13 protein-coding genes and 1 tRNA gene are annotated in these 15,728 nt (G+C 73.0%); 8 read left to right on the top strand and 6 right to left on the bottom strand.

Annotated elements, in window-relative coordinates; genetic code table 11:
* Nucleotides 1-134 precede the first annotated feature (134 nt).
* From orn to ACY1JF_RS03400, 3 genes are all read left to right on the top strand, one after another.
* On the top strand, nucleotides 135-737 hold the full coding sequence (gene orn / locus ACY1JF_RS03390) for an oligoribonuclease (RefSeq protein ID WP_462703433.1): 603 nt from the start codon (nucleotides 135-137) through the stop codon (nucleotides 735-737).
* A gap of 97 nt (nucleotides 738-834) precedes the next feature.
* A tRNA-His gene (locus tag ACY1JF_RS03395) sits at nucleotides 835-907 on the top strand.
* A gap of 664 nt (nucleotides 908-1,571) precedes the next feature.
* Nucleotides 1,572-2,963 (top strand): RICIN domain-containing protein, encoded by a 1,392-nt coding sequence (locus tag ACY1JF_RS03400; protein ID WP_462703434.1) that lies wholly within the window; start codon nucleotides 1,572-1,574, stop codon nucleotides 2,961-2,963.
* Between the two features lie 164 nt (nucleotides 2,964-3,127).
* Here ACY1JF_RS03400 and ACY1JF_RS03405 read toward each other — a convergent pair whose 3' ends face one another.
* Nucleotides 3,128-4,183, bottom strand: coding sequence for a LacI family DNA-binding transcriptional regulator (locus ACY1JF_RS03405; protein WP_462703435.1), 1,056 nt, complete (start codon nucleotides 4,181-4,183; stop codon nucleotides 3,128-3,130).
* A gap of 358 nt (nucleotides 4,184-4,541) precedes the next feature.
* On the opposite strand from ACY1JF_RS03405, the gene ACY1JF_RS03410 reads away from it, so the two are divergent.
* The 4 genes from ACY1JF_RS03410 to ACY1JF_RS03425 all read left to right on the top strand — a co-directional run bounded on the left by ACY1JF_RS03410 (nucleotide 4,542) and on the right by ACY1JF_RS03425 (nucleotide 9,343).
* Entirely contained in the window at nucleotides 4,542-5,867 is a 1,326-nt protein-coding gene (locus ACY1JF_RS03410) for an ABC transporter substrate-binding protein (RefSeq protein WP_462703436.1), read from the top strand.
* A gap of 5 nt (nucleotides 5,868-5,872) precedes the next feature.
* Nucleotides 5,873-6,880: a carbohydrate ABC transporter permease gene (locus ACY1JF_RS03415; protein WP_462703437.1), complete on the top strand. Its 1,008-nt coding sequence runs from the start codon at nucleotides 5,873-5,875 to the stop codon at nucleotides 6,878-6,880.
* Between the two features lie 12 nt (nucleotides 6,881-6,892).
* Nucleotides 6,893-7,804, top strand: a complete 912-nt coding sequence (locus ACY1JF_RS03420) for a carbohydrate ABC transporter permease (protein WP_462703438.1) — start codon at nucleotides 6,893-6,895, stop codon at nucleotides 7,802-7,804.
* A gap of 99 nt (nucleotides 7,805-7,903) precedes the next feature.
* Nucleotides 7,904-9,343 carry a GH1 family beta-glucosidase gene (locus ACY1JF_RS03425; RefSeq protein ID WP_462703439.1) on the top strand — a complete coding sequence of 480 codons (1,440 nt, stop codon included), beginning with the start codon at nucleotides 7,904-7,906 and terminating at the stop codon, nucleotides 9,341-9,343.
* Between the two features lie 69 nt (nucleotides 9,344-9,412).
* On the opposite strand, the gene ACY1JF_RS03430 is transcribed toward ACY1JF_RS03425, so the two are convergent.
* The 3 genes from ACY1JF_RS03430 to ACY1JF_RS03440 all read right to left on the bottom strand — a co-directional run bounded on the left by ACY1JF_RS03430 (nucleotide 9,413) and on the right by ACY1JF_RS03440 (nucleotide 13,311).
* A complete protein-coding gene (locus ACY1JF_RS03430; RefSeq protein WP_462703440.1) occupies nucleotides 9,413-10,852 on the bottom strand; it encodes a glycoside hydrolase family 18 protein in 1,440 nt (479 codons plus the stop codon).
* A 120-nt stretch (nucleotides 10,853-10,972) separates the two neighbouring features.
* Complete coding sequence (locus ACY1JF_RS03435; protein WP_462703441.1) at nucleotides 10,973-12,610, bottom strand: HAMP domain-containing sensor histidine kinase; 1,638 nt, start codon at nucleotides 12,608-12,610, stop codon at nucleotides 10,973-10,975.
* The gene (locus ACY1JF_RS03440) at nucleotides 12,607-13,311 is read right to left on the bottom strand and encodes a response regulator transcription factor (protein ID WP_462703442.1); all 705 of its coding nucleotides are present in this window, start codon (nucleotides 13,309-13,311) and stop codon (nucleotides 12,607-12,609) included. The genes ACY1JF_RS03435 and ACY1JF_RS03440 overlap by 4 nt, the downstream gene beginning before the upstream one ends.
* A 97-nt stretch (nucleotides 13,312-13,408) precedes the next feature.
* On the opposite strand from ACY1JF_RS03440, the gene ACY1JF_RS03445 reads away from it, so the two are divergent.
* On the top strand, nucleotides 13,409-13,963 hold the full coding sequence (locus ACY1JF_RS03445) for a hypothetical protein (RefSeq protein ID WP_462703443.1): 555 nt from the start codon (nucleotides 13,409-13,411) through the stop codon (nucleotides 13,961-13,963).
* 150 nt (nucleotides 13,964-14,113) lie between these two features.
* Here ACY1JF_RS03445 and ACY1JF_RS03450 read toward each other — a convergent pair whose 3' ends face one another.
* Both ACY1JF_RS03450 and ACY1JF_RS03455 read right to left on the bottom strand, forming a co-directional pair.
* The gene (locus ACY1JF_RS03450; RefSeq protein WP_462703444.1) at nucleotides 14,114-14,983 is read right to left on the bottom strand and encodes a spermidine synthase; all 870 of its coding nucleotides are present in this window, start codon (nucleotides 14,981-14,983) and stop codon (nucleotides 14,114-14,116) included.
* A 102-nt stretch (nucleotides 14,984-15,085) separates the two neighbouring features.
* A complete protein-coding gene (locus tag ACY1JF_RS03455; RefSeq protein WP_462703492.1) occupies nucleotides 15,086-15,481 on the bottom strand; it encodes a hypothetical protein in 396 nt (131 codons plus the stop codon).
* Between the last annotated feature and the right edge of the window lie 247 nt (nucleotides 15,482-15,728).

Below are 15,728 nucleotides of genomic sequence, written 5' to 3' on the forward strand. Positions count from 1 at the left end.
CCCGCCCCAGCCCGTCCGGCACACGAGGACGAGGCCGCCCGGACCGGAGCCGGGGGCCCGGGGCGGCGGCCCCCGAAGAGGCCCACGCCGACGCCGGGGACCGGGACGGGCGACGTCAGCCGTAGGGTGTTCGCATGAACGATCGCATGGTGTGGATCGACTGCGAGATGACCGGCCTCTCGCTGTCCGACGACGCGCTCATCGAGGTGGCCGCCCTCGTCACCGATTCCGAGCTGAACATCCTCGGCGACGGCGTGGACATCGTCATCCGTCCGCCGGAGCGGGCCCTGGAGACCATGCCGGACGTGGTGCGCCAGATGCACACCGCCTCCGGCCTCCTCACCGAGCTGGAACGCGGCACGACGCTGGCCGACGCCGAGGAGCGGGTCCTGGCGTACGTGCGGGAGCACGTCAAGGAGCCCGGCAAGGCTCCGCTGTGCGGCAACTCCGTCGGCACCGACCGCGGCTTCCTGCTCCGCGACATGCCGACCCTGGAGGACTACCTCCACTACCGGATCGTCGACGTGTCCTCGATCAAGGAGCTGGCCCGCCGCTGGTTCCCGAAGGCCTATTTCAGCAGTCCCGAGAAGAGCGGCAACCACCGCGCGCTCGCCGACATCCGCGAGTCCATCGCCGAGCTGCGCTACTACCGCGAAGCCGTCTTCGTGCCGCAGCCCGGCCCCGACTCCGAGACCGCCCGGGCCATCGCGGCGAAGCACACCGTGCGCGCCCGGTAGGGGCGCCGCGGAAGCGTGGCGCGAGCACCCCTTCGGACCCTGTACACTTTTTCTCGGCCGGTAGGGGAAACCACACGGAATCCCAGCACTGGTCATGGTGGGTGTAGCTCAGCTGGTAGAGCACCTGGTTGTGGTCCAGGAAGTCGCGGGTTCAAGTCCCGTCACTCACCCTGACAGGAAGCCCCTGGTACGCGGATGACGCGCACCGGGGGCTTCTCTTCGTTCCCGCCCCCGCCCACTCCCTTCTCGCCAACCCCGGGAACAAGGACAGCAGTTCACGGGTTCGAAGCCCGTACGCAACGAGTAGTGTCCAGAGTCGGCCGAGTCGGATGACCATCCCCGTGGCGACGGAATGAGGTTCGGGTGCGTCGGACGGATGTGAGGGAAGAGGCCCCGTGAGCCTCCGCGACGGCCGCCGGGCCCGACGGCGGTCCGCCGAGCCGGCGCCTGACCGGCGGACCGGGCGCCCCTCCGGCCCCGGAAGGGGCCCCGTCGGCCCCGGGAAGACCCGGTCGTCCATCACCGGCCGCCGGGTCCGGCAGCCGCTGGGGGCGGGCGGCGACGGAGCCGCCCTCGCCCCGGGCACCGCCTTCGAAGCCCTCGGCGTACGGGCGGCCGGCGCCGCCGGGCCCCTGGCCCCGCCGTGCCGGCCGCCCGGTGTCCCGTCCGCGTCCACCGCGCCGGCGGACGCGGACGGGACCGCGCCGACCCGCCTGGGACACGCCCTGGCGGACCGTGCCTCGCCCGGTGCGGGCGACTGGCCGGACCGCTGTGCCGGGCCCGTCGGCGATCACTGACACCGCACCTCCCCCACCTCGACAAGGAGCAGCGTTCATGCCACGTCAGAACGTACCGCCCTCCTCGGAGACGGCGCCCTCCGTCACCGTCCGGCGGGCGGTGGCCGTCCCGGCGCCGTCCCAGGACCCCGGCGCCGCCCTCAATCCGCGCGTCCCCCTCCCGGAACCCGCCCCCGCCCCCGCGGCACCGGCACCGGTCACCTCCGCCCCGGATCCCGAACCGGCCCCCGCCGCCACGTCCGCCCCCGCCGGGCGCCGTTTCGGCAAGCTCCGCTCGGCGGACCAGGAGCTGCGGGCCGAGGCGAAACCCCAGGCCGGCCCCGAGACGAAGCCCGGGGCGGCCCCCCGGACGAAGACCGAGACGAAGACCGGGGCAGAACCCGAGGCAGAGCCCGGAGCGACCCCGAGCCCGCTCACCGCAGCCGCAGCCTCAACCACAGACACCGCCATAATCACCGCCACCGCCACCGCCACCGCCACCGGAGCCACCGCCGGCACCGGTGCTGGAGCCGTCGCCGCGTCCGAGGCCGCCGAGCAGCGGCCCCCGGGCCGCCCCCGTGGCCCCCTGCTCGCCGCGGCCGGCATCGCGGGCGCGTTGCTGATCTCCGTACCGTTCCTGGCGCTGGCCGCGCTCGGGGACGACGACAGCCGGTCGGTCACCACGGCGCCCGTCGGCGGTACGACGCTGGACCCCGGCTCGTCGGGCGGCGAACCGTCCGCCGACTACGCGGCCGAGTCGCCGTCGCCCTCGCCGAGCCCGTCAAAGTCCGCCTCCCCCGCGAAGTCCGCCTCCCCCGCCGAGGTGAAGGCCGCACCGCGCGGCGCGGCGGAGAAGACACGGGACGAGGAGACGAAGGAGCCCGCCGTCAAGAAGACCACCAAGGCCGCGCGGACGGAGAAGAAGGCCACGGTGGAGAAGGCGTCCGGGCCCACCGCCCGTGAGCTGGCCAACGCCGCCTCCAGCCAGTCGGCCGTCCTGCTGAAGAACACCGCGACGGGCAAGTGCGCCGACCTGCCCGCCTACGGGAAGGGCTCCGTCGACGGTCCGGTGACGCAGTACATCTGCCGGGACGGCGACTCCGACAACCAGCAGTGGAACATGATCGTCACCTCGGCGGCGGGCGGGCCCGGCGGGGCGAGCCTGTTCGTCGTCAAGAACGTCAAGGACGGGCTCTGCTTCGACCTGCCCAACTACGGCAGCGTCGGGAAGGGGACCCAGCTCACCGAGTACCACTGCGACACCACCCGGGCGGACAACCAGCTCTGGTACCTGGAACCCAGGGCGGGCGGCACGTACGCGCTGCGCAACCTCGTGAGCAACCTGTGCCTGGGCGTGAACGGCGGTCAGAGCGCCGGTGACGACGCCCGGCTCCAGGTGATGACCTGCGGGGAGAACGAGTACACCGCGCAGCGCTGGGTCTTCTCGTGACCCCGGCCCCTGCTCCCTGACCCCCCTGCCCTCCGTCCCCCGAGCCCCGGCCTCCGCCCCCTGGCCCCCGGCCTCCGCTCCCCGGCCCCTGGCCTCCGCCCCGCCCCGCCCCGCCCTCCCACGGCATACGCCCCCGGCGCGGCGCGGTGGGTGCCCCGCCGGGGTCAGGACGACCGTCGCTCCACCAGCTGTGTGGCCAGCACCGTCCGCTGCCGCTCCAGCCCCCGGGACGCGGCCGGGCGGCGGTCGGCGATCTCGGCCAGCAGCAGGTCGATCATCGCGCGGCCCATCTCCACGATGGGCTGGCGGACGCTGGTCAGCGGCGGGTCCATGTGGCGGGCGATGGCCGAGTCGTCGTAGCCGACCAGCGCCACGTCCTCCGGGATGCGCAGCCCGGCCTCGCGCAGGACCTGGCGGGCGCCGGCCGCCGTCACGTCGGAGCCGCAGAACACCGCGTCCAGGTCGGGGCGGCGGCGCAGCAGCTCGGCCATGGCGCGGCGCCCGCCCTCCTCGGTGAAGTCGCCCGGCTCGACGAGCCGCTCGTCGGCCTCCAGGCCCGCCCCGCGCAGGGCGTCGCGGTAGCCGTCGACGCGGCGCTGGGCGCCGTAGACGTCCAGGCGGCCGGTGATGTGGGCGATCCGGCGCCGGCCCCGGGAGAGCAGGTGCTCGACGGCCGAGCGGGCGCCGCCGTAGTTGTCGGAGTCGACGGAGGCCAGTGACTCGGTGGCGGAGCGCGGGCCGCTGATCACCGCGGGGATCTCCAGCTGGGCGAGCAGGTCGGGCAGCGGGTCGTCGGCGTGCACGGAGACCAGCAGGACGCCGTCCACCCGGTGGGCGGCGAGGTACTGGGCGAGCCGCCGCCGCTCCCGGTCGCTGCCCGCGAAGATCAGCAGCAGCTGCATCTCGGTGTCGGACAGCTCGGCGCCGACGCCGCGCAGGATGGCGGAGAAGTACGGTTCCGAGAAGAACCGGGTCTCCGGCTCGGGGACGACCAGGGCGATGGCGTCGGTGCGGTTGGCGGCCAGGGCGCGGGCGGCCGTGTTCGGGACGTAGCCGAGTTCGGCGACCGCCGCCTCGACGGCCGCGCGGGTCGCGTCGCTCACCCGGGGGGAGCCGTTGATCACCCGGGAGACGGTGCCGCGGCCGACCCCGGCGCGCGCGGCCACCTCTTCGAGGGTGGGCCGGCCACCGCTTCGCCCACGTGTTCCGTGGCTCGCCATCGGCACTGCCTCCCGTCGACACCCCGCACTCTGCGGCTGGCCTGGAATTTAACAGGCCGGTCCGGTCCGGTGACCGGCCCGGGGCGCCGGCCCCTTCGCACGTCCCGGTCACCTTCCGGGTCACCGTCCAGTTAACAGGCCGATAACTGAACGCACTTCTCCGTGTCCGCTCCCTTGACACCCCCGCCCGGACCGACGACTCTTCAACTCATCACTTGTGGGAGCGCTCCCACAGTACCTGGCACTTACACATCCCGCACGTTCCCCGCCCGAGCCGCAGCGTAGAACGATGATGAACTAACGGGCCCAACAATGCAGTTGGCCGGGGGGTCGGCACGTCAGGGCAACAGGAGGAGCAATGCGAGCAGCACGCACGACAACCGCCCGCCGGGCGCTGGCCGTCGCGGCCGTGACCGCGCTGGGCGCCGGGCTGCTGGCCGGCTGTGCCGATGACGGCGGCGACGAGGAGAGCTCGTCGTCGGGTGGCGGCAGCGGCAAGACGACGATCACCCTCGGCCTGTTCGGCACCCAGGGCTTCAAGGAAGCCGGCCTCTACGAGGAGTACGAGAAGCTCAACCCCGATATCAACATCGAGGAGAACGTCACCGAGCGCAGCGAGAACTACTACCCGGCGCTCGTCAACCACCTCACCACCAACAGCGGTCTGCAGGACGTGCAGGCCATCGAAGTCGGCAACATCGCCGAGGTGGTGAACACCCAGGCGGACAAGTTCGTGGACATGTCGAAGGTGGAGGGGGTCAAGAGCAGCAACTGGCTGGACTGGAAGTGGAAGCAGGCCACCACCAAGGACGGGCAGACGGTCGGCCTGGGCACCGACATCGGTCCGATGGCCATCTGTTACCGCAAGGACCTCTTCGAGAAGGCGGGCCTGCCGACCGACCGCGAGGAGGTCGGCAAGCTGTGGGCGGGCGACTGGAAGAAGCTGGTCGACGTCGGCGCGGACTACAAGAAGAAGGCCCCCGAGGGCACCACCTTCATGGACTCCCCCGGCGGTCTGCTCAACGCCGTCCTCAGCAGTGAGTCGGAGAAGTTCTACGACTCCTCCGGCAAGGTGATCTACAAGGACAGCCCGGCCGTCAAGTCCGCCTTCGAGCTGACCGCGAAGGCCGCCGAGGAGGGTCTGGTGCAGTCGCAGACCCAGTTCCAGCCGGCCTGGGACACCACCATCGCCAACAGCAAGTTCGCCTCCATCGTCTGCCCGCCGTGGATGCTCGGCTACATCAAGGGCAAGTCCCAGGCCGACGCGGCCGGCAAGTGGGACGTGGCCGCGGCCCCGAAGTCCGGCAACTGGGGCGGCACCTTCCTGGGCGTGCCGAAGAACGGCAAGAACGTGGAGGAGGCCCAGAAGCTGGTCGCGTGGCTGACCGCACCGGAGCAGCAGGCCAAGCTCTTCGCCGTGCAGGGCAGCTTCCCGAGCGCTCCCAGCGCCTACGACCTGCCCCAGGTGACGGGCGCGAAGAACGACATGACCGGTGACACCCCGATCGGCGAGATCTTCGCCAAGGCCGCCAAGGACATCCCGGCGCAGGTCATCGGCCCGAAGGACCAGATCATCCAGCAGGGTCTGACGGACAACGGCGTCGTCCTGGTGACCCAGGGCAAGTCGGTCGACGAGGCGTGGGAGAACGCCACCAAGACCATCGACAACAACCTGGACCAGTGACCGGAATGACGACCGAGCACGAAACCGCCGCGCCCCCCGTCGAGGGGGGCGCGGCCCCGGGCCGTGAGCCGGCCGGGTCCGCCGCCGAGGCGGAGAGGAAGCGATCGCGGCTCTCCCGCCGCTGGCAGCGGGACATGCGCTGGAGCCCGTACGCCTTCGTCTCGCCGTTCTTCCTGCTCTTCCTGGCGTTCGGCCTGTTCCCGCTGATCTACACGGGCTGGGCCTCGCTGCACCAGGTGGAGCTGACCGCGCCGACCGACATGAGCTGGGTCGGCCTGCGGAACTACACCCGCATCTTCGACGACGAGTTCTTCTGGAACGCGGCGCGGAACACGCTGACCATCGGCGTCATCTCCACGGTGCCGCAGCTGCTGATGGCGATGGGGCTGGCACACCTCCTCAACTACAAGCTGCGGGGCTCCACGTTCTGGCGGGTCGCCATGCTCGCCCCGTACGCGACGTCGATCGCCGCCGCGTCACTGGTCTTCGTCCTGCTGTTCGGCCGTGACTACGGCATGATCAACTGGGTGCTGGGTCTGGTCGGCGTCGACAACATCGACTGGCAGAACGAGCACTGGGCGTCCCAGCTCGCCGTCTCCTCCATCGTCATCTGGCGCTGGACCGGCTACAACGCGCTGATCTACCTGGCCGCGATGCAGGCGATCCCGCAGGACCTGTACGAGTCGGCGGCCCTGGACGGGGCCAGCCGGTGGCGGCAGTTCATCCACGTCACGCTGCCCGCGCTGCGGCCGACGATCCTGTTCACGGTGATCGTCTCGACCATCGGCGCCTCGCAGCTGTTCGGCGAGCCGCTGCTGTTCGACGCCAACAAGGGCGCCTCCGGCGGCTCCCAGCACCAGTTCCAGACGCTCGGGCTCTACCTGTACGAGCAGGGCTGGATCAACCAGCACCTGGGCCGCGCCTCCGCGATCGCCTGGACGATGTTCCTGATCCTGATCGTGATCGGGATCGTCAACTCCGTCATCTCGCGCCGGCTGCGCGCCAGTAGTTAAGGAGAACCGGCCGTGACGACGACCCTGACCAAACCCCCGGCCGAGCCGGCTCCTCCCCCGCCGCCGAAGCGGGGCCGCGGCTCCAAGGCCTCCCGCGCGGGCGGGCACATGCACGCCGGACCGATCGCGTACATCGTCCTGGCGCTGTTCACCTTCGGCTCCCTGGCCCCTCTGGTGTGGACGGCGATCGCCGCCTCCCGCGACAACCAGCGGCTCGCGCAGACCCCGCCGCCGTTCTGGTTCGGCGCGAACCTGTTCGACAAGCTGGAGATGGCCTGGACCGACGCCAATCTGGGCGAGGCGTTCGTCAACACCACCATCGTGGCGGGTGTCTCGGCGGCGACCATCGTGTTCCTGTCGACGGTCGCCGGGTTCGCCTTCGCCAAGCTGAGGTTCAAGGGCCGCAACGCCATGATGCTGATCGTGATCGGCACGATGATGGTGCCGCCGCAGCTCAGCATCATCCCGCTGTACATGATGGTCGCGAAGCTGGACTGGACCGACCAGCTCCAGGCGGTCGTCTTCCCGTCCCTGGTGAGCGCCTTCGGTGTGTTCTTCATGCGGCAGTACCTGCTCCAGGCGCTGCCCGACGAGATCATCGAGGCCGCCCGCGTGGACGGCGCGAGCAGCTGGCGGGTGGTGTGGCACGTGGTGTTCCCGGCGGCGCGGCCCGCGATGGCCGTGCTGGGCATGCTGATGTTCGTACAGACCTGGAACGACTTCCTGTGGCCGTTCCTGGTGCTCACCCAGAACGGCAACCCGACCGTGCAGGTCGCGGTGGCGGGCCTGGGCCGCGGCTTCACCCCCGACCAGTCCCTGATCATGGCGGGCGCGCTGCTGGGTACGCTGCCGCTGCTGGTCGTCTTCGCGATCTTCGGCAAGCAGATCGTGGGCGGCATCATGCAGGGTGCGGTCAAGGGCTGACACCCACTCACCGAGGGACCGGGTCACCGCCGCTCCGGTCCCTCCACCTCCTCCTTTGTCGACCCGTCGGTCGTCACGACCTTCTATGGGAGCGCTTCCATGCCTGAGTCCGCCACACCGGAGACCCCGGTGACCTTCCCGCCCTCCTTCATCTGGGGCGCCGCGACCTCCGCGTACCAGATCGAGGGCGCGGTGCGGGAGGACGGCCGCACCCCGTCGATCTGGGACACCTTCAGCCACACCCCCGGCAAGACCGCCGGCGGCGACACCGGTGACGTCGCGGTCGACCACTACCACCGCTACCGCGACGACGTGGCGCTGATGGCGGACCTGGGCCTGAACTCCTACCGCTTCTCCGTCTCCTGGTCGCGCGTGCAGCCCACCGGCCGCGGCCCGGCCGTCCAGCGCGGCCTGGACTTCTACCGGCGCCTGGTCGACGAGCTGCTGGACAAGGGCATCAAGCCGGCCCTCACCCTCTACCACTGGGACCTGCCGCAGGAGCTGGAGGACGCCGGCGGCTGGCCCGAGCGGGAGACGGCCCACCGGTTCGCCGAGTACGCGCAGATCGTCGGCGAGGCGCTCGGGGACCGCGTGGAGCAGTGGATGACGCTCAACGAACCCTGGTGCAGCGCCTTCCTCGGCTACGCCTCCGGGGTGCACGCCCCGGGCCGCACCGACCCGGCGGCGGCGCTGCGCGCGGCCCACCACCTCAACCTGGCGCACGGCCTGGCCACCACCGCCCTGCGGTCGGTGATGCCGGCCCGCAACTCGATCGCGCTGAGCCTGAACACCTCCGTCGTCCGGCCGCTCTCCCAGCGCCCGGAGGACCTGCTGGCGGCCCGGAAGATCGACGACCTGTCCGGCGGGATCTTCCACGGCCCGGTGCTGCACGGCGCCTACCCCGAGCACCTCTTCGAGGCGACGGCGTCGGTGACCGACTGGTCCCACGTCCAGGACGGCGACCTCGCCCTGATCCACCAGCCGCTGGACGCGCTGGGCCTCAACTACTACACGCCGACCCTGGTGTCGGCGGCCGACGCGGACGCCCGCGTGCCGCGTTCCGACGGGCACGGGGAGAGCGACTTCTCACCGTGGCCGGGCGCCGACGACGTGGCCTTCCACCAGTCGCCGGGCGAGCGCACGGAGATGGGCTGGACCGTCGACCCGACCGGTCTGTACGACCTGATCATGCGCTACTCCCGGGAGGCGCCGGGCCTGCAGCTGTTCGTCACGGAGAACGGCGCCGCCTACGACGACAAGCCCGACTCCGACGGCAGGATCCACGACCCCGAGCGCGTCGCCTACCTCAACGGCCATCTGTCGGCGGTCCGCCGGGCCATCGCCGACGGCGCCGACGTGCGCGGCTACTACCTGTGGTCCCTGCTGGACAACTTCGAGTGGGCGTACGGCTACGAGAAGCGGTTCGGCGGGGTCTACGTCGACTACGTGACCCTGGAGCGCATCCCGAAGTCGAGCGCCCTGTGGTACGGCGAGGCCGCCCGCACGGGCACGCTCCCGCCGGTGGGGGCGGCCCGGTAGACCACCTGTCCAAGGGAGCGGGGAAACGGGGCGCGGCGTCCGACGGGGGTGCCGCGCCCCACCGGTGTCCTACCGCCGGTAGGCCGCGAACGCCTCGGCGAAGGCGCCGTCGGCCTGCTCGATGGAGCTGCACGTGGCGTCGGCCTGCTGCTTGGGGCCGCCGGGGCAGGCCTTGTCGCGGGTCGCGGACCACATGGAGAGGCTCCCGACCCCCTTGGCCTCGGCGAACTCGACCAGCTGGGTGGCGTCGGCCACGGTGAACACCTCGGTGACGACGTCGTTGACGCCGATCATCGGCGTGATCCCGACCGCCTTCCACGCCGCGCTGTCGTCGAGACCGAGGACGCCCTTGAGCTGGGCCTGGGTGGCGGTGGCGGCCTGTTCGGCGTAGGTGCCCATGTCCCCGCTGTAGGAGGCGCCGTAGTCCATCGCCATGATGTTGACGGTGTCGACCGTGACGCCGTTCTCCTTGGCGTCGGCGAGCAGGTCGACGCCGGACTGGGTCAGGCCCTCGGGCATCACCGGGAGGGTGAAGGAGACGTCCAGGTCGGGGTGGTCCGCCTGGAGCCGGGCGATGGCCTGGGCGCGGCGCGTGTTCGCGGCCGTGTCGGGCAGCGCGCCGCCCTCCACGTCGAAGTCGACCTTGGTGAGGTCGTAGGCGTCCACGACCTTCTCGTACGCCGCCGCCAGCGCGTCGGCCGAGGAGCAGGTGGTGGCCAGCTCGGAGCCGGCCGCGCCGCCGAAGGAGACCCGCACGTCGCCGCCCGCCGCGCGCAGGTCGCCTATCTGCGCGGCCACGGCGTCGCTCGCCAGGTCGGTGACGCCGCCCCACTTGGGGGTGCAGCTCCCGCCGTCGGTGACGAAGGCGAGGTTGTACTCCTTGACGCCCGTCGCCTCGGCGTTGGCCAGCAGGTCGTAGGCCGGGTAGAGCGAGGTGTCGACGTACGGGGCGAACCCGGCGCTGTCGGTGGTCCCGCTGCCGGTGTCCTCGGTCGCGGTGACCGTCGGGGTGGGGGTGGGCGTGGCGGTCGGGCCGGTGGTCGGGGTGTCGGTGGGCCGGCCGCTGGGCTCGGGGGTGGCGCCCGTGTCCGTGGAACAGGCGGCGCCGTCGGCGCGGCAGCCGAGCGGGTCGCCGGTGCCCTGGACGACGAAGCCGACGGTGACCGACTCCCCGGCCGCGAGCCCGTCGGTGTCCCACTTCGGCGCGGTCACGGTCACGTGCTCCCCGCTCACCTGGGACGTGCCGTTCCACAGGGAGCCGAGCTTCGTCCCCGAGGGGAGGTCGAACTCGAGCGTCCAGTCGGTCTTCCGCTCCGTGCTGTCGTTGGTGACGACGTACTGGGCGGTGTACCCCGTCTCCCAGGTGCTGGTCCTGGTGTACGCGGCGCCGACCGGCGCCGCCTGGGCGGAGCTGGTGAACAGCAGCGCGCCGCCGCCCGCGACGGCCGCTGCCACGACCGCGCCGATCGCCTTGTTCCTGCCGCTGATCCTGCGCCGGTGGGTACTCATCGCGTGCCTGCCTTCACTGTTCACGTGGTTCACGTGGGGGTGGGGTGCGGCAGCACGCTAGCGACGCCGGAACGGACAAAGGCCCTGATCCGGACGGCAGCCGGCGACCTTAGGGCGCGCTTAAGGAAGGGATCGGGACCGGTTAAAGGTACGGGCGCCGACACGCGGCCGGCGCCTGCGCACGGCTCCCCGGTGCCCGCGCCGCACGGGCGCCGCCCGGCCGTCCAGCTGGAGCCAGATCCGCACCTCGGTCCCGCCGAGCACGGAGGAGCCGATCCGTACGTCCCCGCCCGTGGACTCCGCGAGCCGGCGCACGATGTCCAGCCCCAGGCCGGTCGACCCGTCGCTGCCCGACCCCCGGCCGCGCGCCATCGCCGCGTCGGGGTCGGGTATGCCGGGGCCCGCGTCCGAGACGAGCACGATCACCGCGTCCTCGGCGTTGTGCACGTCGACCGCGAAGGCGGTGCCCTCCGGGGTGTGCCGGAAGACGTTGCCGAGCAGCGCGTCCAGGGCGGCGGCCAGGTCGGCGCGGGCCACGGGTATCCGCACCGGCCGGTCGGCGCCGGCCACCCGCCACTTGCGGCCCTCGTCCTCGGCCAGCGCCGACCAGAACCCCATCCGCTCGCGCACCACCTCGGCGGCGTCGCACCCCGCGCCGGGCCCGGCCGCCGCCGTCTGCGGTCTGGCGTCGCGGGCGGTGCGGATGATGGTGTCGACCTCGCGCTCCAACTGCTCGACGGCGGCCCGGGTCTGCTCGGCGGCCGGTCCCTCGCCGAGCGAGGCCGCGTTGAGGCGGAGCACGGTCAGCGGGGTGCGCAGCCGGTGGGAGAGGTCGGCGGCCAGCTCCCGCTCGTTGGCGAGGAGCTGGACGACCTGGTCGGCCATGGAGTTGAACGCGACGGCGGCGGAACGCAGTTCGGGCGGGCCCTCTTCCGGCACCCGGGCGCCGAGCTTGCCCTCGCCCAGTTCCTGGGCCCCTTCGGCCAGGCGCTGCGCGGGCTGCACCATGCGCACGCCGAGCCGGTCGGCGACGGCGACCGAGCCGACGATCAGCGCGGCGCCGACGGCGGCGAGCACCGCCCAGGCCGTGCCCACGCCGTTGCTGACCTCGGACTCGGGGACGTGCACCTCGACGACGGCGATCTGCCCCGAGCTGAGCGCGACCGGCTGGAGCAGCACGGAGCCGTCGGGCACCTGGGTGGTGGAGGCCCGCCCCAGTCTCCGTACCGCGGCGATGTCCTCGGCGGCGGCCCGCTCAGGACCGATGTCGAACCCGCCGGCCGCGTCCCCGGCCGTACCGCCAGCCGCGTCTCCGGTCCCGGCCTCCGCCGTACCGCCAGCCGCGTCTGCGGTTCCGCTCCCGGCCTCAGCGTCAGCGTCGTCTCCGGCCCCGTCCCCGGTCGCCCCGTCCGTCGCCCCGCCCGTCGCCCCGTCGGTCCCGTCCACCCCCGTGCCGTCCTCGGTGGCCGTGCCGTCCTCGGTGGCCGTGCCGTCCTCGGTGGCCGTGCCGTCGCCGGCCGGCGGTATGTGCACGGCGATCTGCGCGTCGTCCGACCCGGCGGAGGCGACGACGCGCTCCAGTTGCTCGCGGTCGGTGGTGATGGACAGCGCGGGGGCGACCGCCGCGGCCTCCCGTTCGGCGTTGGAGAACGCCCGGTCGCGGGCCATCTCCCGGATGACCAGTCCGAGCGGGACGGCGAAGGCGACCACGACCATCGCGGTCACCGCCAGCGACACCTTGACCAGCGCCCACCTCATCGCGGCGGCTCCCCGCCGGGCGGTTCCAGCTTGACGCCGACCCCGCGCAGGGTGTGCAGGTAGCGCGGCCGGGCGGCGGTCTCCCCCAGCTTGCGGCGCAGCCAGGACAGGTGGACGTCGATGGTCTGGTCGTCGCCGTAGGACTGCTGCCAGACCTCCGCGAGGAGTTCCTTGCGGGGGACGACCACGCCGGGCCGTGCGGCGAGGAAGGCGAGCAGGTCGAACTCGCGCCGGGTCAGGTCGAGCCGCACTCCGTCCAGCTCGGCCTGGCGGCGCAGCGGGTCGACGGTGAGGCCGCCGACCCGGAGCACGGTGGACGCCGGCGCCTCCCCGGCGCCGGTCCGGGCGCGGCGCAGCACGGCGGCCATCCGGGCCGACAGGTGCTCCACGGAGAACGGCTTGGTGAGGTAGTCGTCCGCCCCGGCGTTGAGCAGCCGGACGATCTCCGTCTCGTCGTCCCGGGCGGTGGCGACGATCACCGGGACGTCCGTGATGCCGCGCAGCATCTTCAGGGCCTCCGACCCGTCCAGGTCGGGGAGCCCGAGGTCCAGTATCACGACGTCGAACGGGAGTTGGGCGACCTCGCGCAGCGCTTCCAGCGCGGTGCCCACGCTGCGCACCGTGTGGGCGGCGTCGGTCAGATGCCGGATGAGCGCCGAGCGTACGAACTGGTCGTCCTCGACCACGAGCACACTTGCCATGGGCGGCACCGTACGCCATACGGGCGGGGCGAGTTCAGGCCTGTGGATAACTTTCCGTGCGCGACACTCATGGGGCGGGTGGGGCAGTATGGCCGCGATGCGCAGAGGACTCGTACACGTACTGGCCTGGCTGCTCGCCACGGGCGCGGCGGTCACCCTGTCGTGGTGGGGCGTGCACACGGTCATGGCGGGCACGGCGTACGACCCGCCCCGCGCCCTGCCCATCACGGTGGCCGAGGAGACGCAGGCGTCGCGGTCGTCGGCGTCCTCCACCCGCCGGCCCGCGCCGTCGGACAGCCCGTCGCCGTCCCCGGCGCCCTCCGAGACCGCCCCCGCCTCCCGGGAACCGAGCGCGGCGCCCTCCCGGACGCCGGCCTCCGCCGCCCCGAAGTCCCCCACCCCGCCCCCCGCGTCCGCCGACACCGCCTCCGGGCAGGTCAAGAGCTACGACACCGAGGGCGGCCGGGCGGTCTTCGACCTGGGGCCGGCCTCGGCGTCGCTGGTGTCGGCGACACCGGGCGCGGGCTGGTCGATGCAGGTGTGGAAGACGGAGTCGTGGATCCGGGTGGAGTTCTCCTCGGGCGCCGACCGGGTGTCGGTGTTCTGCACCTGGCACGACGGGCCGCCACGGGTGGAGATCGGGAACTACTGAACGGCGGGACCACTGGGCGGCAGGCCCCCGAGCGGCCGACCGGCGGAACTCCCGGGCGACGAACCGGCTGAGCGGCAGGACTCCCGGGCGACGAACCGGCTGGCGCCGCCGCTCGGCGGGCCTGCCGAACGGCGGCCGGACGGGCCGGGGTCAGCGGAAGACCGAGGGCGGCGGCGCCGGGGAGGGCATCGCCGCGGCGTCCGTGACGGGGGCGGCGCCGCCTGCGAAGTCGGTGAGCGCCCGGCCGTGTTCGACCCGGGCGGGCTGGGGGTCACAGGCGGCGCGGCGGGTCAGCTCGGCGAGCGGCAGCGGCCGGTCGGAGGCGACGAGGACGGCGTTGCCGAAGCGCTTGCCGCGCAGGACGGCCGGGTCGGCGATGAGGGCGAGTTCGGCGAAGCGGGTGGCGGCGGTGGCGATCTGGCCGCGCAGGTGGGCCAGGGGCGGGCCGTCGGCGAGGTTGGCGGTGTAGATCCCGCCGGGCGCGAGGGCGAGGCGGACCTCGTCCAGGAACTCGGCCGAGGTCAGGTGGGCGGGGGTGCGGGCGCCGCTGAAGACGTCGGCGATGACCAGGTCGGCCTTGCCGTGCGGCATCCTGGCCAGTCCGGCGCGGGCGTCGGCGGACCGGACGCGGACGCGCGCGCCCGGGTCCAGGGGCAGTTCCCGGCGGACCAGCTGGACGAGGGCCGCGTCCCGCTCGACGACCTGCTGGGTGGAACGGGGGCGGGTGGCGGCGACGTAACGGGCGAGGGTGAGGGCCCCGCCGCCGAGGTGCACGGCGGTCAGGGGCCGTCCCGGCGGTGCGGCGAGGTCGATGACGTGCCCGAAGCGGCGCTGGTACTCGAAGGAGAGGCGGGCCGGGTCGTCCAGGTCGACGTGGGACTGCGGGGCGCCGTCGATCAGCAGGGTCCAGGCACGGGGCCGCTCACGGTCGGGGACCAGTTCGGCGCGTCCGCCGTCGACCTCCTCGACGACGGCTTCCGTGCCGGCCCGTCCGCGACGGGGGTTCCTGGACTTTCCCATGGGGCCATTATCGCCGGGGGCCGTCCGGCCCGTGCCGCCGCGTGCCGGGGGCCGTCCGGCCCGTGCCGCCGCGTGCCGGGGCCGGCGGGCGCGCGCCGCGGCTCAACGGCAGTTGTCCGCCGCCTCGATCAGCCGGGCCGCCTCGTCGAGCGCGGCGCGCAGGACGGCCGGGTCGGTGGCGGGATCCGTCTCCTCGGGCGGCAGCAGCCAGCCGGGGCCCCGCACCGGGGACCGCGGGACCGGTGGCGCGTCCCGCTCCCCCGTCCCCGTACACGTGCTCCCCGGTACGTCCCAGGCGGCGGCGGTGCCCGGCGGCACCAGGAAGCCGAGGGTGTCGCGGCCGTCGTCGTGCAGGACCGGACCCACCGCCTCCGCGGCTCCCCGTATGAGGATGTCGACGGCCTCCAGCCCTTGCCGGGTCGGCACCGTCACGACGTCACAGGGTTCGCGCGCGCCCCGGGGGCCGCTGACCCGGCCGGTCTCCACCCCGGCCCCCACCCCGGTCTCCGCCACGGAACACTCCTCGGACGACACGGAAACACTCCTCACACTCCTCGGACGACACGGAGACGTTCCTCGGACGAACGGGCCGGGGACAGACCCCGATCCACAGGGTTCAACGCGTCGGCCCGGCCACGGCTACGGCGTGATTCCGCCACAAAGAATGGCACTTCATGGCGGATCGTGGAGGGCTTATCCGCTTTTGTGCTCAAACAGCGCGTCGCGGCTCCGTCACAGACGGTAC

The organism is Streptomyces sp. SYSU D01066-1, assembly GCF_054956795.1.